This window comes from Streptomyces tuirus, from assembly GCF_014701095.1.
GTDB classification, from domain to species: Bacteria; Actinomycetota; Actinomycetes; order Streptomycetales; family Streptomycetaceae; genus Streptomyces; species Streptomyces tuirus.
The window spans coordinates 3,074,760-3,093,642 of record NZ_AP023439.1; the positions used below are offsets into that span (position 1 = coordinate 3,074,760).

Here is an 18,883-nt window from a genome sequence, read left to right on the forward strand (position 1 = left end):
GGGTCCGTCAGTGGAGGCGGTGGGCGCCCGATGAGGGGACCGCTTCGAAGACTCGGGGGGGCGTGAAGCCCGCCGCCGCGAAGGCCTCTGTCACCGCCTTGGTGATGGCGTCGACGTCCGGCTCCTCCGCGAGGACGATCGCCGCGCCGCCGAAGCCGCCGCCCGTCATGCGGGCGCCCAGCGCGCCGTGGGCCAGGGCCGTGTCGACGACCAGGTCCAGTTCCGGGCAGGAGATGCGGAAGTCGTCGCGGAGCGAGGCGTGGCCCTCGACCAGGACGGGGCCGATCGCGCGGGTCTCACCCGACTCCAGGAGGGAGACGACCCGTTCGACGCGCTCGTTCTCCGTGACGATGTGACGGACCAGGCGGCGGACCTCCTCCTCGTCGCCCAGGCGGGCCAGGGCCGCGTCCAGGCCGGCGTAGGGGACGTCCCGCAGCGCGTCGACGCCCAGCAGGTCCGCGCCCTTCTCGCAGCCGGCGCGGCGCTTGCCGTACTCGCCCTCGCTGTGGGAGTGCTTGACCTGCGTGTCGACGACCAGGAGCCGCATGCCCTCGGCGGCCAGGTCGAAGGGGATCTGGCGCTGGGAGAGGTCACGCGTGTCGAGGAACAGGGCGTGGCCGGCCTCGCAGCAGGCCGACGCCGTCTGGTCCATGATGCCGACCGGGGCACCGACGTAGACGTTCTCCGCGCGCTGGCACAGGCGGGCCAGCTGCCAGCCCCGCAGGCCGAGGGAGAACAGGTCGTTCAGGGCGAGGGCGACGACGATCTCCAGGGCCGCCGACGACGACAGGCCCGCGCCGGAGGGAACCGTGGAGGCCAGGTGGACGTCCGCGCCCGTGACCGCGTCGCCGGCCTCGCGCAGGGCCCAGACCACGCCCGACGGGTACGCCGTCCAGTTCCGGTCCGACCCCGGCGCCAGCTCGTCGGCGCGCAGCTCGACGACCCCGCCCCCGACGTCCGCCGAGTGCAGGCGCAGCACGCCGTCCGTGCGCCGGGAGACGGCCGCGACGGCGGTGTGCGGCAGCGCGAAGGGCATCACGAAACCGTCGTTGTAGTCGGTGTGCTCACCGATGAGGTTGACGCGGCCCGGGGCCGCCCAGACACCCTCGGGGGCGGTTCCGTAGAGCTCTTCGAAACCGTCCCGCACCTGTTGTGCGCCCACTACTGCTCCCTTGCGATGTTCTGCGCGAAGTCCCACGCGTCCGCGACGATGCCCGCGAGGTCCGCGCGGGACGGGTTCCAGCCCAGCTTCTCGCGGGCGGTGTCGGCCGACGCCACCAGGACCGCCGGGTCGCCGCCCCGGCGCGGGGCCACGACCTCGGGGATCGGGTGGCCGGTGACCCGGCGGACCGTCTCGATGACCTCGCGGACCGAGAAGCCGTTGCCGTTGCCGAGGTTGCAGATCAGGTGCTCGCCGGAGGTGGCGGCGGTCAGGGCCAGCAGGTGGGCCTCGGCCAGGTCCGCGACGTGGATGTAGTCGCGCACGCAGGTGCCGTCCGGCGTCGGGTAGTCGTCGCCGAACACCGAGATCGCCTCGCGCCTGCCCTGCGCGACCTGGAGGACCAGCGGGATCAGGTGGGACTCGGGGTCGTGGCGCTCGCCGTACGCGCCGTACGCGCCCGCCACGTTGAAGTAGCGCAGCGAGACCGCGCCGAGGCCGTGCGCCGCCGCCTCGCCCGTGATCATGTGGTCGACGGCGAGCTTCGAGGCGCCGTAGGGGTTGGTCGGGGACGTGGGCGCCGACTCGACGATGGGGACCTGCTCCGGCTCGCCGTATGTCGCCGCCGTCGAGGAGAAGACGAGCGTGCGGACGCCTGCCTCGCGCATCGCGGCCAGCAGCGCCATGGTGCCGCCGACGTTGTTGTCCCAGTACTTCTCCGGCTTCACGACCGACTCGCCGACCTGCGAGAACGCGGCGAAGTGCAGCACACCGTCGAAGGAGGGGTCCAGCCACTTGGCGGCGTCGCGGATGTCGCCCTCGATGAACGTCGCGCCCGCGGGGACGCCCTCGCGGAAGCCGGTGGAGAGGTTGTCGAGGACGACGACCTCGTGACCGGCCTCCAGCAGGTGCTGCGCGACCACGCTGCCGACGTATCCCGCGCCGCCCGTCACCAGGTACTTCCCGCTCATGAACTCGCTACCTCTCGCAGTCGCTCGGCCGCGCGCTCCGGCGGCACGTCGTTGATGAACACGTTCATGCCGGACTCGGAACCCGCGAGAAACTTCAGCTTGCCGGAAGTGCGGCGGATGGTGAAAAGCTCGAGGTGCAGCGCGAAGTCCTCACGCGCGACCCCGTCGAACTCCTCCAGCGCGCCGAACGGCGCCTGGTGCCAGGCCGCGATGTACGGCGTCGGCGCCTCACCCTCACCGAAGATCCGGTCGAAGCGCCTCAAGAGTTCCAGATAGACCTTGGGGAACTCTGTGCGCGCGGCCTCGTCCAGGCCGAGCAGGTCGGGCACGCGGCGCTTGGGGTACAGGTGGACCTCGTACGGCCAGTGCGCGGCGTACGGCACGAAGGCGACCCAGTGTTCACCCTCCAGGACGACCCGCTCACCGGCGAGTTCACGCTCCAGGACGGCGTCGAAGAGGTTCTCCCCGCCGGTCATCTCCTTGTGGGCCGCCACCGAGCGGAGCATCAGGGCGGTGCGGGGCGTGGTGAAGGGGTAGGCGTAGATCTGCCCGTGGGGGTGCTGGAGGGTCACGCCGATCTCGGCGCCCCGGTTCTCGAAGCAGAACACCTGCTCGACGGAGGGGAGATGCGACAGCTCCGACGTGCGGTCCGTCCAGGCCTCCAGCACCAGGCTCGCCTGTTCCTCGGTGAGTTCGCCGAAGGACGCGTTGTGGTCGGAGGTGAAGCAGACGACCTCGCAGCGGCCCGAGTCGCCGGCGAGGGAGGGGAAGCGGTTCTCGAAGACGACGACGTCGTACGAGGAGTCCGGGATCTCGCTCAGCCGGTCGCCCTCGGAGGGGCACAGGGGGCACTCGTCGGCCGGGGGGTGGTAGATGCGGCCCTGGCGGTGCGAGGCGATGGCGACGGAGTCGCCGAGCAAGGGGTCGAGGCGGATCTCGGACGTGGTGACGGTGGGGTCCAGCGGGCGGCGGTCGGTGGCGTTCCGCACGCTGTCGTCACGCAGGTCGTAGTAGATGAGCTCGCGACCGTCGGCCAGTCGGGTCGAGGTCTTCTTCACGCCGGACTCCTTGCCCTTCAAACATAACCCAACACACCTAAACACGACTCACCCCAATCGTCAACATCACAATCAAACAAAGAGCGTCATCGGACGTGTTCAATCACTGAAGGCGGAGAAGTAGATTCCGCGAGGTATCGGTTCACGCTACGAAGCGAGGGCTCATGCAGACCCCCACCTATCTGTCAGCCGAGCTGCGACTCCCCACAAACTGGATCGACTACACGATCCTCGGCATCTACTTCGTCGTCGTCCTCGGCATCGGCTTCGCCGCCCGCCGCTCGGTGAAGACCAGTCTCGACTTCTTCCTCTCCGGCCGTTCGCTGCCCGCCTGGGTGACCGGCCTCGCGTTCATCGCGGCCAACCTGGGCGCCACCGAGATCCTCGGCATGGCCGCCAACAGCGCCCAGTACGGCGTCTACACCACGCACTGGTACTGGATCGGCGCCATCCCGGCCATGGTCTTCCTGGGCCTGGTGATGATGCCCTTCTACTACGGCTCCAAGGTCCGCTCGGTGCCCGAGTTCCTGCTGCTGCGCTTCGACAAGGCGGCGCACCTGCTCAGCTCGGTCCTCTTCGCCTTCGCCGCGATCCTCATCGCCGGCGTCAACCTCTACGCCCTGGCCATCGTCGTGGAGGCACTCCTGGGCTGGCCGGAGTGGGTGGCGATCGTCGTCGCCGGATTCTTCGTCCTCGCCTACATCACCCTCGGCGGCCTGTCCTCGGCGATCTACAACGAGGTCCTCCAGTTCTTCGTGATCCTGGCGGCGCTCATCCCCATCACCTTCCTGGGTCTGAAGAAGGTCGGCGGCTGGGACGGACTGTCCGACTCCCTGACGAAGACCCACGGCGCCGACTTCATGACCTCCTGGGGCGGCACGGGCATCGGCAGCGAGAACCCGCTCGGCGCGAACTGGCTGACGATCGTCCTGGGCCTCGGTTTCGTGCTCTCCTTCGGCTACTGGACGACGAACTTCGCCGAGGTGCAGCGCGCGCTGTCCGCGAAGAACCTCTCGGCGGCCCAGCGCACCCCGCTGATCGCCGCGTTCCCGAAGATCTTCATCGTGTTCCTGGTCATGATCCCGGGCCTGGTCGCCGCGGTCCTGGTTCCGAAGATCGGCACGCCCGACTCCGACCTCCAGTACAACGACGCCATCCCGTACCTGATGGAACAGCTGCTGCCCAACGGTGTGCTGGGCATCGCCGTCACCGGTCTCCTGGCGGCCTTCATGGCGGGCATGGCGGCCAACGTGTCGTCGTTCAACACCGTGTTCACCACGGACATCTGGGCGAAGTACGTCGTCCGGGACCGTGAGGACGAGTACTACGTCCGCTTCGGCCGGCTCATCACCGCGGTCGGTGTCCTGGCCTCCATCGGCACGGCGTTCCTCGCGCGGTCCTTCTCCAACATCATGGCCTACCTCCAGGCGCTGTTCTCCTTCTTCAACGTGCCGATGTTCGTCGTCTTCATCATCGGCATGTTCTGGAAGCGGGCTTCGATGAAGTCGGGCTTCTGGGGGCTGCTCGCGGGCACCACCGCGGCGATGGTCAACTACTTCGTCCTCTACAAGCAGGACATCATCGACATCCCCTCCGACCAGGGGGCCAACTTCGTCTCGGCGATCGCGGGCTTCGTCGCTGGTGCGGTGGTGATGGTGGCGGTGTCGCTGTTCACGGCGCCCAAGCCGGCCGAGGAGCTGCAAGGACTGGTCTACGGCACGCGCTCGCCCGGCATGGCGGAGCCGCCGGCGCCGGGGGACGAGGCCTGGTACCGCAAGCCGGCGCTGCTGGGCTGGGGCGCGATCGTCCTGGCCGCGGCCTGCTACATCCCGTTCTCGTTCTGACCGACGGAGGATTGATCGCACATGTCCGAGTCCCATTCCGAGAAGGACCTGCAGCGGGAGATCTCCGAGCTGCAGGGCAAGTCGGCGACCGCCGCGCGGCTGTTCGACATCCGGCGGATCATCGGCGGGCTGTTCGTGGTCTACGGCGTCATCGTCACGCTCGCGGGGCTGACGGCGTCCGACGCGGACATCGACAAGGCGGCGGGCGTCAACATCAACCTCTGGACGGGGTTGGGGATGCTGCTGCTGGGCCTGTTCTTCCTGGCCTGGCTCAAGCTGAGGCCGGCGGCTCCGGCGCCGCCCGGGGTTGAGCCGGGGGATGACGAGCGGGTGGGGTAGCGCGCGGCGTCGCTACGGTGATCTGCGGCGCCCTGGGCAGCGGGGTACCGGACGTCGGTACTTGGCCCTGGGTGGGCCCGGAGCCCGACGTACGGAGGCACCCGGCGTCGGGGCCGAGCCCGGGCGTCCGCAGCCCGGCGTTGCCAGGTACCCGGCGTCGGTGCTGAGGCGCAGTGGGCGCGCGCCCCGGCGTCTCTGGGTGCCGGCGTCGGTGCTCAGGCCGGGTGGGTCCGCAGCCCGGCGGAACGGGGTGCCGCTGCGCCCACCCGTGCCGCCCCCAGCGGCACGCATGCCCGCAGCTGGGGCACCGCGAAGACGAAACGAACGCGCACCCCCACCCCACCCCCGCCCACCTCACAGCTCCCGCTGCACCGCCCCCGCCCGGTCCAGCAACCCCGTCCGGGCCGCCAGGGCCGCCGCCTCCAAGCGGGAACCCACGCCCAGTTTCATCAGCACCCGCTGGACGTGCGTACGTGCGGTCGACGGTGCGATGCCCATGCCCGCCGCGATCAGGCGGGTGTCCTCGCCGTCGGCGACCCGGACCAGGACCTCCACCTCCCGCGGCGTGAGCATCTGGAGCAACCGCTGGCCCTCGTCGTCCGGTTGGGCCGCCGGGTTGAGCAACTCGCTGAACGCCCCCTGCAGCAGCTGCGGCGCCACCGCCGCCTCCCCCGACCGCGCCTTCATGATCGCCCGCTCGACGCCCTCTATGCGCTCATCGTGCCGGACGTACCCCGACGCCCCCGCCGCGAACGCCGCCGCGATGCCCCGAGGGCTCGGCACCGGCCCCAGCACCAGCACCGCCACCTGCGGCCGGTCCCGCTTGATCTTCACCACCGGGTCGAACATCCCCGGCTCCGCCGGCGTAGCCGTCCCCAGCAGGCACACCTCCGGCGCCCGCGTGATCACCAGCTCCGCCGCCCCCGCGGCCGGCGCTGCCGCGGCGAGCACCCGGTGCCCCCGCAGCTTCAGCGCCGAAGCCAGCGCCTCGGCCAGCAATCGGTGGTCGTCGACCACCATGAGCCGCACTCCCATCGAGTAACCCCCCAGTCACCCCAGCCCCCCATGGAAGCCCCCCGGCTCCCCCGCCTTCATGCCCCCGGAAGCTACACGCTTGTTCGACGTTGCGCTCCCCCTACCGGCGAGAATCGCCCCGGATCGCCGAAATTCCTCTCATTCCAGGTTGACCGCGCCAAACAGCTGTGGCCCCGCCCCTGAACAGGGACGGGGCCACACCAACCACCAGTCGATCAAGAACCGGTCAGTACCCGATCAGGGCCCGATCAGAGCCCGGTCAGAGCCCTGTCGGACCAGTCAGCCCGTACCGAAGCCGACCGCCAGATACTCCTTGTCCCGCACCGTCGACCGCTTGCTCGCGTACACCTTCGACATGTACAGGCGCCCCTCGGCGTACAGGAATTCCGAGTACTCCGGCGACATGCTGGTCTCCACGTCGCGGACCGACTCCGTCGACGGATTCCGCAGCAGCGTCGTCTGCTTGAAGCTGCCCCCGGCGATGCTCACGATCTGTCCGCCCTTGTCGTAGGGCGGACGCTTGTACGCGATCAGGTTGCCGCCGTCCATGCGCAGCGGCGAGATCGTGTAGCCGTCACCCGCGTCGGCCCGCTGCCCGGTCTGCTTGCCGGTGGCGAGGTCGAAGGCGACGATCTCGTTGGTCTGGCTGTACTTGCCCGTGCCGTCGTGCTCCTCGGTCGGCAGGTAGAGCCGGTCGTTGCCGACGGCCAGCAGGTTGCAGGCCTCGACGCGGGTGATGCCCTCGCAGCGGGCCGCGAACTGCTCGCCCGGCGCGGAGATGCGCGTGCGCAGCTTGCCCGTCTTGCCGTCGATGGAGAAGAAGTCGGAGATGCCGCTGCCGTCGCCCGCGGAGTCGCCGACGTCGGCGGCCACGACCAGCGGGTTGGTCGACACGATGCTCGCGTACTCGATGCCCTCGGTCATCTTGTACTCCGAGATCACCTTCCCGGACTTCGGGTCGATGGTCTGGATGTGCAGCTGCCGCTGGTCGTACGAGCCGCACTTGCGCACCGCGACCAGCTTCTCGCCGCCGCCGTACCCGGCGTCGTAGCAGGAGTCGGTCGGCTTCGGGCTCCACAGGAGCTTGCCGGAGACGTCGAAGGCGGCGCCGCCGCTGGTGCTGCCGACGGCGACGGTCTTCCCGCTGAGCGTGATGTTGTCGAAGTTGATCAGCTGGTCACCGGTCTTGACGGTCTTCGTCCACAGCCTCTTGCCGGCGTCGAGGTCGATGAGCGCGACCTGGCTGCACCCGTGCGAGGGGTCGGCCTTGGTGGGCATCGCCGGCTGGTAGAGGATCGCCGTCAGGTTGTCGTCGGTGACGTGGCGGCTGGCCTGGCAGACCGGACCGGCCAGCGGGAGCTTCCACAACTGGCTGCCCTTGTCGCGGTCGTAGCCGACGATCTGGGCGATGCCGCTCTTGACGTACGCCTTGTCGGTGAGCCACGAGCCGGAGACGACGACCGTGCTGTCGTTCTTCACCTCGGGCGCCGGGACCTGGAAGAGGACCTTGGCGCCGGGGTCGGACGGCGCCTTCTCCTTGCCGGAGGTGGCGCCGCCGTTGCCGTCGTCCGTGCCGCCGGTGCCACCGCTCACGCCGGCGGTGTCGTTCTGCTTGCCCTCGTCCTTGCCGGACGAGGCGTACCAGACGCCGCCGCCGATGATCAGGGCGATCGCCACGACCGCGGCGACGATGATCACCACCTGCGCGTTGAGCTTCTTGCCGCCGCCGGGCTGTCCTGCCTGCGGCTGGTACGGCATGGTCGGCTGCTGCGGATAGCCGTACCCGGGCTGCTGCCCGTAACCCGGCTGCTGCCCATACCCGGGCTGCCCATAGCCCGGCTGCCCGTAAGGCGCCTGCTGCGGCTGCCCGTACGCCCCCGGCTGCTGACCGGGGTATCCGTAGCCGGGCGCGCCCTGCGGGGCCTGCGGGGGCTGGGGTGCCGGCGCCCCCTGCGGATACCCGTACCCCTGCGGAGGCGCGGCCGGCGGAGGCGTCTGCGGAGCCTGCGGCGCCTGGGGGTAGCCGTACCCCGGCTCAGGGGCCTTGCCGAGGTTCGGCCCGGCCGCGGGCGGCGGGGTCTGCGGCGGCGGGTCCTGGGGCGGCTGGTCCTGGGGCGGCCCGAAGCCGCCCCCCTGCGGGGGCTGCTGGGGCGGCGGGGGCGGCGGCTGGGTCATGGCGTGGGTACCTCGAAGAAGGGGACGGACGACGGGGCGAGTTCGGCAGGAGGAGGAAGAGTCACTTGCCGTAGGCGAGCATCAACTTCTCCTTCGAGTCGTCGTTCCCGCTCAGCCGGGTCGTCGAGATGTAGAAGCGCCCGTCGACCCAGTCGATGTCCTTGGAGAAGAAGCTGTCCTCGATGTCCGCGGCACCCTCGGGGTTCTGCAGCAGCTTGGACGGCTTGTGGCTGCCGCCGCCGGTCGGGATGGACACGATCTGCCCGCCCGCGTCGTACGACGGCTGCACGTAGGCGATGAGCTTTCCGCCCTCGGTCTTCATCGGCAGCATCGACTCGTCGGAGGGCGACTTCACGCGCCACTTCTCCTTGCCGTTGGCGAGGTCGACCGCGACGATCTCGTTGGCGCCGGTGGTGGCCTCGGTCGGCAGGTACAGCGTGGTGTCGTCGACGGCGACGCCCTGGCAGCCCGTGAGGTTGCGCTCGAGGATGGCCCAGCCGCACTCGGGGGCGAAGTCCTCGTCGAAGCCGACCTGCGAGCGGAACTTGCCGCCGGAGGTGAAGGTGGAGATGTTCCAGGCCTTCTTCGCCTCGTTGGTGCTGTAGACGACCAGCGGGCTCACCGAGTAAGTGCGCGCGACCCGCCAGCCCTTGTCGAACGGCTGGGTCCACCGGGCCTTGCCGGTCTTCGGGTCGAGCTCCTGGATCTCGTCGTGCTCCTTGTCGGAGCCCGCGCCGCAGGAGGAGACGGCGATCAGCTTCTCCCCGCCGGCGAACGCGGCGGGGAAGCAGGCGTTGCCGTACTTCTTCTTGTCGAAGAGCTTGTCGCCGTTGGTGACGTCGTACGCCGTGCCCGACTGGGAGCGGCCCACCATCAGCGTCTTGCCGGTGATGGACAGTTCCACGGAGAGCGTGGAGTCGAACAGCGCGCCGTCGGCCACCTGTTCCTTCCAGCCCTTCTCGCCGGTGACGAGGTCGATCTCCTGGAGCTGGTTGCACTTGGCGCGGTCGCTGCTGCCGCTCATGTACGCGACGACGATCTTGTCGTCGGACGTCTTCTGCGGAGTCGTCGCGCAGATCTTCTGCGGGAAGGTGATCGCGTCCCAGGACGGCTTGCCGTCGCCGACGTTGTACGCGGACAGCTGCTTGTAGGCGGCCTTCACGGCGGTCTTGCCGGTGATCCACATGCCGTCGGCGTCGGCGCCGGAACCGGGGGCGTCGGGCGCCTCCTTGTACCAGAGGACCTTGGCCTCGCCGGCCTGGCGGCCCGCGTTGAGGTCCTCCGGGTCCTCGCCGCCGTCGCCGCTGCCGTCGCCGGGGTTGACCGGGGCGGAGGAGCCGGGCTTGGCGTCGTCGGTCTTCTGGGCGACGGGCTTCTTCTTGCCCTTGCCGTCGTCGCCGCCGGTGACGGCCCACACGGTGCCGCCGACCACGAGCAGCGCGGCCACCGCGGCACCGATGATCATGGCGGGCTTGCCCTTGAAGGGGTTGGTCGAGCCGCCCCCGGGCGGGGTGCCGGGCGCGCCGGGGTACTGCGGCTGCTGCGGGTAGCCGTAGCCGGGCTGGCCGTAGGGACCCGGCTGCTGGGGCTGGCCGTAGGGACCGGGGTTGTACGGCCCCGGCTGCTGCGGCTGCCCGTACGGACCGGGCTGCTGCGGAGGCTGCTGCTGCGGGTAGCCGTACCCAGGCTGCGGCGGGCCGGGCTGCGGCGCGCCCTGTGGGGGCGGCGGTGTCTGGGGCGGGCCCTGGGGCGGCGGCGGGGTCTGCGGTGCCCCGTAACCACCGCCCTGCGGCGGCTGGTTCTGCGGCGGTCCGAAGCCACCGTGCGGCGGCTGACTGGGCGGCTGAGTCATCAGCGGCTCCCCCGTTCGATCACTGATTTTTAGCCGCGCCCTGAGATGCTCAAGAGGCTCAGAGTCGCTTCATAAAGTTCTAAGACGGCTCTTTCTATCACCCCGTTCCGACAACGGAGCGGGCCGTATCACCCCCTGTTCCCAAGGGAGGACCGGCCCGTGATGCCGTCGTTATGCGTCTTCACGCGCCCTTCACGCGTCTTCGGCGAGTTCCAGCCAGCGCATCTCCAGCTCCTCGCGCTGACCGGCCAACTCCCGCAGCTCGGCATCCAGTTCCGCCACCTTCGCGAAGTCGGTGGCGTTTTCGGCGATCCGGGCGTGGAGCTTGGTCTCCTTCTCGGAGACCTTGTCGAGCTGCCGCTCGATCTTCTGGAGCTCCTTCTTGGCGGCGCGCTGGTCGGCGGCGCTCTTCTCCGGCGCGGCGGTCTGGGACACGGCGGCGGGTGCCGAGGCGGCCGCGGCCTCCTCCATGCGCCGGCGCCGCTCCAGGTACTCGTCGATGCCGCGCGGCAGCATCCTGAGGGCACCGTCGCCGAGCAGGGCGAACACCCGGTCGGTGGTGCGCTCGATGAAGAAGCGGTCGTGGGAGATGACGATCATGGAGCCGGGCCAGCCGTCGAGCACGTCCTCCAGCTGGTTCAGCGTCTCGATGTCGAGGTCGTTGGTGGGCTCGTCGAGGAAGAGGACGTTGGGCTCGTCCATGAGCAGGCGCAGCAGCTGGAGCCGGCGGCGCTCACCGCCGGAGAGGTCGCCGACGGGCGTCCACTGCTTCTCCTTGGTGAAGCCGAACGTCTCGCACAGCTGCCCGGCGGTCATCTCGCGTCCCTTGCCGAGGTCGACGCGCTCGCGCACCTGCTGCACGGCCTCCAGCACGCGTGTGGCCGGGTCGAGTTCGGCGACCTCCTGGGAGAGGTAGGCCAGCTTGACCGTCTTGCCGACGCGGACGCGTCCGCCGGCGGGCTGGGTCTCGCCCTCGGACCTGGCGGCCTCGGCCATGGCCCGCAGCAGGGACGTCTTGCCGGCGCCGTTGACGCCGACGAGACCGATCCGGTCGCCGGGTCCGAGCTGCCAGGTGACGTGCTTGAGGAGGACCTTGGGGCCCGCCTGGACCGTGATGTCCTCCAGGTCGAACACGGTCTTGCCGAGCCGCGAGGACGCGAACCGCATCAGCTCGCTGCTGTCACGGGGCGGCGGCACGTCCTTGATGAGCTCGTTGGCGGCCTCGACGCGGAAGCGCGGCTTGGACGTACGGGCGGGCGCCCCGCGGCGCAGCCAGGCCAGCTCCTTGCGGACCAGGTTCTGCCGCTTGGCCTCCTCGGTGGCGGCGATGCGCTCGCGCTCGGCCCGGGCGAAGACGTAGTCGGAGTAGCCGCCCTCGTACTCGTAGACGTCGCCGCGCTGGACGTCCCACATGCGGGTGCACACCTGGTCGAGGAACCACCGGTCGTGGGTGACGCACACCAGCGCCGACCTGCGGGTCTGCAGATGCCGGGCGAGCCAGGCGATGCCCTCGACGTCGAGGTGGTTGGTGGGCTCGTCCAGGACGAGCAGGTCCTGCTCCTCGATGAGCAGCTTGGCGAGCGCGATCCGGCGCCGCTCACCGCCGGAGAGCGGGCCGATGACGGTGTCCAGCCCCTTGGGGAACCCCGGCAGGTCGAGCCCGCCGAACAGGCCGGTCAGCACGTCCCTGACCTTGGCGTCGCCCGCCCACTCGTGGTCGGCCATGTCGCCGATGACCTCGTGGCGGACGGTGGCCTCGGGGTCGAGGGAGTCGTGCTGGGTGAGCACGCCCAGGCGCAGGCCGCCGGAGTGGGTGACGCGGCCGGTGTCGGCGCTCTCCTGCCGGGCGAGCATGCGGATGAGCGTGGTCTTGCCGTCGCCGTTGCGGCCGACGACACCGATGCGGTCCCCTTCGGAGACGCCGAGGGAGACGCCGTCGAGCAGGGCGCGGGTGCCGTACACCTTGCTGACGTTCTCGACATTGACCAGGTTGACGGCCATTACTCTCCTGCCAAGGGGGATGGATCGACCCTCCAGGGTAGTCGCGCGCGGGGGTACTCCGGCCGGGGCGGTCAGCCGCAGGGCGTCCCCCACCTCGGGCTCGCTCCCCCGGTGCCGCCCGAGCCGGCGGCGGGCGGCCTCGCGCCACCGGGTCCTCGTCAGGTGATCAGCCGGCGGCCGCCACCGTCGCGCCGGGCGCCGGGCCCGAGGCCGTGCGGACCGCACGGCACGTCCCGGACGACAGCAGCGCCTGCGCCACCGCGGCGGCCGACTCCGGGTCGCGGACCAGGAACGCGGTGGTCGGGCCGGAGCCCGAGACGAGTGCGGTGAGGGCGCCGGCGGCCCGGCCCGCGGCCAGGGTGCCGGCGAGTTCCGGGAAGAGGGAGAGGGCGGCGGGCTGGAGGTCGTTGGAGACGGCCGCGGCGAGCGCGTCCGGGTCGCCCTTGGCGAGGGCGGCGAGGAGCTCCCCCGAGGCGACCGGTTCGGGGATGTCCGTGCCCTCGCCGAGCCGGTCGAACTCGCGGAAGACCGCCGGGGTGGACAGGCCCCGCCCGGCCATCGCGAACACCCAGTGGAAGGTGCCGCCGACCTCCAGGGGCGTCAGCTGCTCGCCCCGCCCGGTGCCCAGCGCCGCGCCGCCGACCAGGCTGAACGGCACGTCGCTGCCCAGCTCGGCGCAGATCTCCAGGAGTTCCTCGCGCGAGGCGCCGGTCCCCCACAGGGCGTCGCAGGCCACCAGGGCACCGGCGCCGTCCGCGCTGCCGCCCGCCATGCCGCCGGCGACGGGGATGTCCTTGGCGATGTGGACGTGGACGTCGGGGCTGCGGCCGTGGCGTTCGGCGAGCGCCACGGCGGCCCGCGCGGCCAGGTTCGTACGGTCCAGGGGGACCTGGTTGGCGTCCGGCCCGTCGCAGGTGACGCGGAGCTCGTCGGCCGGGGTGACGGTGATCTCGTCGTAGAGGCCGACCGCTAGGAAGACGTTGGCGAGGTCGTGGAAGCCGTCGGGGCGGGCGGCGCCGACCGCCAGCTGGACGTTGACCTTGGCCGGGACGCGGACCGTGACGCTCACGCGGTCTCCTTCTCCTGGTGCCGGTTCGCCTTGTGCTCGGCGATTCGCGCGAACTCTTCCACGGTCAGCGACTCGCCCCGGGCCTGCGGCGAGACCCCGGCGGCCACGAGGGCCTCCTCGGCCGCGGCGGCGGATCCGGCCCAGCCGGAGAGGGCGGCCCGCAGCGTCTTGCGGCGCTGGGCGAACGCCGCGTCGACGACGGCGAACACCTCGCGCTTGGAGGCCGCCGTCTTCAGCGGCTCGCTCCGGCGGACCAGGGAGACCAGGCCGCTGTCGACGTTGGGCGCCGGCCAGAACACGTTCCGTCCGATGGCACCGGCGCGCTTGACCTCGGCGTACCAGTTGGCCTTCACCGAGGGGACGCCGTAGACCTTCGAGCCGGGCGGGGCGGCGAGCCGGTCGGCGACTTCCGCCTGGACCATGACGAGGGTGCGCTCGATGGTCGGGAAGGTGTCCAGCATGTGCAGCAGGACCGGGACGGCCACGTTGTAGGGCAGGTTGGCGACCAGCGCGGTCGGGGCGGGGCCCGGCAGCTCGGTGACGTGCATGGCGTCCGAGTGGACCAGGGCGAACCGGTCGGCGCGCTCGGGCATGCGGGCCGTGACGGTCGCGGGCAGCGCGCCGGCCAGCACGTCGTCGATCTCCACCGCCGTGACCCGGTCGGCGGCCTCCAGCAGTGCGAGGGTGAGCGACCCGAGGCCCGGGCCGACCTCGACGACCACGTCGTCGGGGCGGACCTGTGCGGTGCGGACGATACGGCGGACGGTGTTCGCGTCGATCACGAAGTTCTGTCCGCGTTGCTTGGTCGGGCGCACGCCGAGGGCTGCCGCGAGCTCGCGGACGTCGGCGGGGCCCAGAAGGGCGTCGGGGGTGGGGCTGCTGGTCACGGGGACAAGGGTACGGGGGGTTCTCCAGGGCCCGGTTTCCCGGCCGCTCGGCGTCGGTGCCGGGGCCGGGGCGTTGCCCGGCCCGGCGCCGACGGGTGCCGCTCTCTGTGGGACGGGTGCCGCCTTCGCGGCACGATGGCCCGCAGCCGGGTCGTCATCCGTGCAGGCGGCCGCCGCAGTGGGGCCATGGGCTTGCGCCCCGTCGGACGTACAGCTTCTTCGCCCGGTACGTCTGCTCCGCCGCGGGTGCGTCCTGGGGGCGGCCGCTGCCGCCGAGGGCCTGCCAGGTCCGGGTGTCGAACTGGTAGAGGCCGCCGTAGGTGCCCGAGGAGTCGATCGCGTCGGGCCGGCCGCCGGATTCGCAGGCCGCGAGGCCCTGCCAGTCGAGGTGGTCGGCGCCCCGCACCGAGGCCGGGCGCTGTTTGGTGCCGACCTTCACCACCTGCGGGCGGGGCTCGCGCACCACCTCCGACTTGATCCGGCGCGGCTTCTGCCGGACGCCGTTGACCGTGCGCAGGGCGAAGGTGACCCGGCGCAGGCCGGGTTCGCCCGCCCGCTCCACGACCTCCGTGCCACGGAACAGCGTCGGGTCCTCCGTCCGCCGCACCTGGAAGGGGATCGGCTCCTCGCGGACCTCCTTGCCTCCGGTGATCCGCAGCACGGTCACGGTCTGCCCGTCGCGCGGGAAGCTGCCCTGCGGGACCGAGGTGGTGTCCTGGCCGCGCAGGGTGATCCCGGCCTCCTCGACGGCCTCCCGCACGGTCGCGGCGTTGGTGCGTACGGTGCGGGCGCGGCCGTCCGCCATGATCGTGACCGTGCGCTCGGTGCGCACGTCCAGCGCGAGCCCCTCGCGTCCGATGCGCCGGGCGCGCGAGGTGGAGACGTACGCGCCCTCCTGCCGTACGCCGAGCTGCCGCAGCGCCCCTTCCACCGTGTGGGCGGTCGTCCACACCTGACGGCGGTGTCCGTCGAGGGTCAGCCGCACCGGGCGGGCGTAGTGCACGGCGACCTCGTCGCCGCTGCTGATCTCCGTGCCGGGCCCGGGCGCCACCACGTCGTGGGCCCCGATCTCGACGCCCTCCTCCGTCAGCAGCTCGGTGACGTCGTCGGCGAAGGTGTGCAGCGTGCGGGTCTCGCCGTCGATGTTCAGCTCGATCGCCTTGTCCTCGGCGACGAACGCCGTGGTGCCGCCCGCGAGGAAGGCGACGACCAGGGCCTGGGGGAGCAGCCGTCGCATGGGGCCGTCGGGGCGCTCGGCGTAGCGCGCCTTGCGCCGGCGCGCGGACCTGCGGTGCGAGCCGTTGCGCGCCGCGGCACGCGACCCGGCGCGCGCATCCGCGCCCGGGTCGGCGTACCCCGCGAGCCCGGGCCCGGGCTCGTCGTCCGGAACGCCCTGCCGGGGCAGGCCGGGCAGGGTCGGCACCTCGTGATCGGGCAGGGTCGGCGCCTCGTAGGCGGCCACGGCCGGCACCTCGTAGGCGGCCAGGGTCGGTGCCTCACGGTCGGGCAGGGTCGGCGCCTCACCGTCGCGCAGGGTCGGAACCTCGTAGGCGGGCCGGTAGGTGTCCTGGTAGACGCCGGATGCCCCGGGTGTCCCGTGGGCGAGCGTCTCCGCGCTGTGCAGGCCGGCCGGTGGCGCGTCGAAACCGCCGTACACCGGGTCGGCATAGGCCGGGCCATACGTCTCGTACGTCTCGTACCGCGCGTTGCTCACGCCGCTCCAGGGGCCGGAGGGGTCCAGAGGGGTCCGGATCGGGCCCCCAGAACCTAGCGGAGCGGTCGTCACTCTCCAAAGCGACGCGGCTACGCACAGTCGTGCGGTGAGGTCGGGGGCGGGTCAGTATCCGAACGCGCGTGCCGTGTTGGCGCCGAGGGCCGTGGCCAGCGTGTCCTCGTCGATGCCGCGCACCTCGGCCATGGCCCGCACGGTGATCGGCACGAGGTACGGGGCGTTGGGCCGGCCGCGGTAGGGCGCCGGGGTGAGGAAGGGCGCGTCCGTCTCCACGAGGAGGAGCTCCAGCGGGGCCACCGCCACCGCGTCCCGCAGGTTCTGGGCGTTCTTGAAGGTGACGTTGCCGGCGAAGGACATGAAGTAGCCCGCGCTCGCGCAGATCTCCGCCATCCCGGCATCGCCGGAGTAGCAGTGGAAGACGGTCCGCTCGGGAGCGCCCTCCTCCTTGAGCACGCGCAGGACGTCGGCGTGGGCCTCGCGGTCATGGATGACCAGGGCCTTGCCGTGCCGCTTGGCGATCTCGATGTGGGCGCGGAAGGACAGCTCCTGCGCGTCCATGCCCTCCGGTCCCGTGCGGAAGTAGTCGAGGCCCGTCTCACCGACGCCCTTGACCTGGGGCAGCGCGGCGAGCCGGTCGATCTCGGCGAGCGCGTCGTCCAGGGCCGCCCGGCCGCCCGGCTCGCGGGCGCCCTGCCGCGACCAGCCGTCGGGGTCGCCGTGCACGATCCGGGGCGCCTCGTTCGGGTGCAGGGCCACCGTCGCGTGGACGGCGTCGTGTGCGGCGGCCGTCTCGGCCGCCCAGCGGGAGCCCTTCAGATCGCAGCCGACCTGCACGACCGTCGTCACTCCGACCGACGCCGCCTTCGCCAGCGCCTCCTCGACCGTGCCGGACTGCATGTCCAGGTGGGTGTGGGAGTCGGCGACCGGCACCCGGAGGGGCTCCGGGAGGGGCGGGGCCGCGTTCTTGTCCTGGCGGCCGGAGTCGTTCGAAGGCATGCCCCGATCCTACGAAAGGGCTCTGCGAGCAAGGCACGCCCTCCCCGAGGGAGGAGGGCCGGGGAGGGCGTGAAAGAGGGAAGCCGGACGGGTCAGCTCGCCTTGCGCTGGAAGGGGTGCAGCAGGTCGGACAGATGCCAGTGGTGGTGCTCGCGCTGCTCCTGGCCGGCGGTCGGCCCGGGCTCGGCGTCAGCGGTGGGTGCCTCCACGGGCCCGCCGGGCGGTGGCACGCGGGAGGGCCGGTGGGCCGCGTCACGCGCCGAGGCGACCCGCCCGGACCGCATGATCCGCACGACGTGGCTGTCGCAGTTGTGGCACTCGGGCTTGTTCAGCGGGGAGGGCACGACCTTCCCGTCCGCGACGTAGAGGACGAACTCGTGACCCGCGCCGTCCGTGTGGTGCTCTATCTCGTACGACTGCTCCCAGCCGTGCCCGCACCTCATGCAGGCGAAGGAGTAGGACTCGTTGACGACTGCGGTCGCACCGGCGCGGAGCCCGGTCTGCCCTGCGATCTCACTCATGCCAGCTCCTGTTGGTCCGCTGTGGCGTGAGGACGATTCCGTCCCCGCGAACCAGTGGACTCCTGGGCCGGACCGATGGCAGCAGACCTGTCGACTATTGGCCCCGATTTGGGCGTCCCTTGCCCCTGGGCCCCTTCCCCTTTGCCCACGCATGGGGCGCACGCTCAAACGACATGCGCCCTGCTCAGAGGGTGTTTCAGCGCCCCTTCAGGGGCGCGGGTCCGTATCCATGTGCGGCTCCGCCGCGCGGGCGCGGTCAACCACACACAACCCGCCCCCGCCAAGCACTCCGGCCCCCGCCCCGGACCCGGTCACCCCGCCGCGTTCTTCGCAGCGACCACGGCATCGAACACAACCCTCTTCGGCACTCCCGCCTCCGCCGCCACCGCGGCGATCGCCTCCTTGCGCCGCTCCCCCGCTTCCTCCCGCACCCTCACCCGCCGCACCAGTTCCTCCGGCCCGACCTCCTCGGGCCCCTTCTCCGGCGCGCCCTCCACGACGACCGTGATCTCCCCGCGCACCCCCTCCGCGGCCCACGCGGCCAGCTCCCCCAGCCCGCCCCGCCGTACTTCCTCGTACGTCTTGGTCAGCTCCCGGCACACCGCGGCCCGCCGCTCCGTCCCGAAGACCTCGGCCATCGCCGACAGCGTGTCGTCGAGCCGGTGGGGCGCCTCGAAGTAGACGAGCGTGCGCCGCTCGCCGGCGGCCTCCCGCAGCCGGCCGAGCCGCTCCCCCGCCTTGCGCGGCAGGAACCCCTCGAAGCAGAACCGGTCGACGGGCAGCCCGGACAGCGCGAGCGCGGTGAGCACCGCGGACGGGCCGGGCACGGCGGTGACCCGCACGTCCCGCTCGACCGCGGCGGCGACCAGGCGGTACCCCGGGTCGGACACCGACGGCATCCCCGCGTCGGTCACCAGCAGCACCCGCGCGCCGCCCGCCAGCTCCTCGACCAGCTCCGGCGTGCGGGCGGACTCGTTGCCCTCGAAGTACGACACCACCCGGCCCTTGGGCGTGACGCCGAGCGCCTGGGTCAGCCGGCGCAGCCGCCGCGTGTCCTCGGCGGCGATCACATCGGCTCCGGCCAGTTCCTCGGCGAGCCGGGGCGGGGCGTCCGCGATGTCGCCGATGGGGGTGCCTGCGAGTACGAGGGTTCCGATCACGCTCCCATCCTCCCAGGGGCGGGGGGTGCGGACTCCTCCCAGGGGCGGAGGATGCGGACGCATACCGGCCATGCACGGGACTCA

General features: G+C 71.7%; 15 protein-coding genes. 2 read left to right on the plus strand and 13 right to left on the minus strand.

What is annotated here, in order from left to right; all coding sequences use genetic code 11:
- Positions 1–7: 7 nt before the first annotated feature.
- The 3 genes from galK to galT are packed head-to-tail and all read right to left on the minus strand — an operon-like array spanning position 8 to position 3,188.
- Entirely contained in the window at positions 8–1,162 is a 1,155-nt protein-coding gene (gene galK, locus IGS69_RS14015) for a galactokinase (protein WP_190899677.1), read from the minus strand.
- Positions 1,162–2,130: a UDP-glucose 4-epimerase GalE gene (gene galE / locus IGS69_RS14020; protein WP_190899679.1), complete on the minus strand. Its 969-nt coding sequence runs from the start codon at positions 2,128–2,130 to the stop codon at positions 1,162–1,164. Before galE ends, galK begins: the two co-directional genes overlap by 1 nt.
- Entirely contained in the window at positions 2,127–3,188 is a 1,062-nt protein-coding gene (gene galT, locus IGS69_RS14025) for a galactose-1-phosphate uridylyltransferase (protein ID WP_190899681.1), read from the minus strand. Before galT ends, galE begins: the two co-directional genes overlap by 4 nt.
- A 164-nt stretch (positions 3,189–3,352) precedes the next feature.
- On the opposite strand from galT, the gene IGS69_RS14030 reads away from it, so the two are divergent.
- Together IGS69_RS14030 and IGS69_RS14035 are read left to right on the plus strand one after the other, a co-directional pair.
- Entirely contained in the window at positions 3,353–5,032 is a 1,680-nt protein-coding gene (locus IGS69_RS14030; protein ID WP_190899683.1) for a sodium:solute symporter family protein, read from the plus strand.
- A 21-nt stretch (positions 5,033–5,053) separates the two neighbouring features.
- Positions 5,054–5,371: a hypothetical protein gene (locus IGS69_RS14035; protein ID WP_190899685.1), complete on the plus strand. Its 318-nt coding sequence runs from the start codon at positions 5,054–5,056 to the stop codon at positions 5,369–5,371.
- Between the two features lie 354 nt (positions 5,372–5,725).
- Here IGS69_RS14035 and IGS69_RS14040 read toward each other — a convergent pair whose 3' ends face one another.
- The 10 genes from IGS69_RS14040 to rsmI all read right to left on the minus strand — a co-directional run bounded on the left by IGS69_RS14040 (position 5,726) and on the right by rsmI (position 18,799).
- Positions 5,726–6,406 (minus strand): helix-turn-helix transcriptional regulator, encoded by a 681-nt coding sequence (locus tag IGS69_RS14040; protein WP_190899687.1) that lies wholly within the window; start codon positions 6,404–6,406, stop codon positions 5,726–5,728.
- A 279-nt stretch (positions 6,407–6,685) separates the two neighbouring features.
- Complete coding sequence (locus IGS69_RS14045) at positions 6,686–8,581, minus strand: outer membrane protein assembly factor BamB family protein (RefSeq protein WP_190899688.1); 1,896 nt, start codon at positions 8,579–8,581, stop codon at positions 6,686–6,688.
- A gap of 61 nt (positions 8,582–8,642) precedes the next feature.
- Positions 8,643–10,433: an outer membrane protein assembly factor BamB family protein gene (locus IGS69_RS14050; RefSeq protein ID WP_190899691.1), complete on the minus strand. Its 1,791-nt coding sequence runs from the start codon at positions 10,431–10,433 to the stop codon at positions 8,643–8,645.
- Positions 10,434–10,625: 192 nt separating this feature from the next.
- Positions 10,626–12,434: an ABC-F family ATP-binding cassette domain-containing protein gene (locus IGS69_RS14055; RefSeq protein ID WP_190899693.1), complete on the minus strand. Its 1,809-nt coding sequence runs from the start codon at positions 12,432–12,434 to the stop codon at positions 10,626–10,628.
- Between the two features lie 166 nt (positions 12,435–12,600).
- Positions 12,601–13,503, minus strand: a complete 903-nt coding sequence (locus IGS69_RS14060) for a 4-(cytidine 5'-diphospho)-2-C-methyl-D-erythritol kinase (protein ID WP_190899695.1) — start codon at positions 13,501–13,503, stop codon at positions 12,601–12,603.
- On the minus strand, positions 13,500–14,390 hold the full coding sequence (gene rsmA, locus IGS69_RS14065; RefSeq protein ID WP_190899697.1) for a 16S rRNA (adenine(1518)-N(6)/adenine(1519)-N(6))-dimethyltransferase RsmA: 891 nt from the start codon (positions 14,388–14,390) through the stop codon (positions 13,500–13,502). Before rsmA ends, IGS69_RS14060 begins: the two co-directional genes overlap by 4 nt.
- Positions 14,391–14,544: 154 nt before the next feature.
- Positions 14,545–16,104, minus strand: a complete 1,560-nt coding sequence (locus IGS69_RS14070) for a resuscitation-promoting factor (protein ID WP_190899709.1) — start codon at positions 16,102–16,104, stop codon at positions 14,545–14,547.
- A 123-nt stretch (positions 16,105–16,227) separates the two neighbouring features.
- A complete protein-coding gene (locus tag IGS69_RS14075) occupies positions 16,228–17,118 on the minus strand; it encodes a TatD family hydrolase (protein WP_190899711.1) in 891 nt (296 codons plus the stop codon).
- Positions 17,119–17,210: 92 nt separating this feature from the next.
- Entirely contained in the window at positions 17,211–17,639 is a 429-nt protein-coding gene (locus IGS69_RS14080; protein ID WP_190899713.1) for a hypothetical protein, read from the minus strand.
- Between the two features lie 311 nt (positions 17,640–17,950).
- On the minus strand, positions 17,951–18,799 hold the full coding sequence (gene rsmI / locus IGS69_RS14085; protein WP_190899715.1) for a 16S rRNA (cytidine(1402)-2'-O)-methyltransferase: 849 nt from the start codon (positions 18,797–18,799) through the stop codon (positions 17,951–17,953).
- Positions 18,800–18,883: the final 84 nt, after the last annotated feature.

What these genes read in the sequence shown, in the direction of transcription:
- galE (WP_190899679.1), bottom strand. Translation starts at nt 2,130, where the DNA reads ATGAGCGGGAAGTACCTGGTGACGGGCGGCGCGGGATACGTCGGCAGC.
- IGS69_RS14030 (WP_190899683.1), top strand. Translation starts at nt 3,353, where the DNA reads ATGCAGACCCCCACCTATCTGTCAGCCGAGCTGCGACTCCCCACAAAC.
- IGS69_RS14035 (WP_190899685.1), top strand. Translation starts at nt 5,054, where the DNA reads ATGTCCGAGTCCCATTCCGAGAAGGACCTGCAGCGGGAGATCTCCGAG.
- IGS69_RS14040 (WP_190899687.1), bottom strand. Translation starts at nt 6,406, where the DNA reads ATGGGAGTGCGGCTCATGGTGGTCGACGACCACCGATTGCTGGCCGAG.
- IGS69_RS14045 (WP_190899688.1), bottom strand. Translation starts at nt 8,581, where the DNA reads ATGACCCAGCCGCCGCCCCCGCCGCCCCAGCAGCCCCCGCAGGGGGGC.
- IGS69_RS14050 (WP_190899691.1), bottom strand. Translation starts at nt 10,433, where the DNA reads ATGACTCAGCCGCCCAGTCAGCCGCCGCACGGTGGCTTCGGACCGCCG.
- IGS69_RS14055 (WP_190899693.1), bottom strand. Translation starts at nt 12,434, where the DNA reads ATGGCCGTCAACCTGGTCAATGTCGAGAACGTCAGCAAGGTGTACGGC.
- IGS69_RS14075 (WP_190899711.1), bottom strand. Translation starts at nt 17,118, where the DNA reads ATGCCTTCGAACGACTCCGGCCGCCAGGACAAGAACGCGGCCCCGCCC.
- IGS69_RS14080 (WP_190899713.1), bottom strand. Translation starts at nt 17,639, where the DNA reads ATGAGTGAGATCGCAGGGCAGACCGGGCTCCGCGCCGGTGCGACCGCA.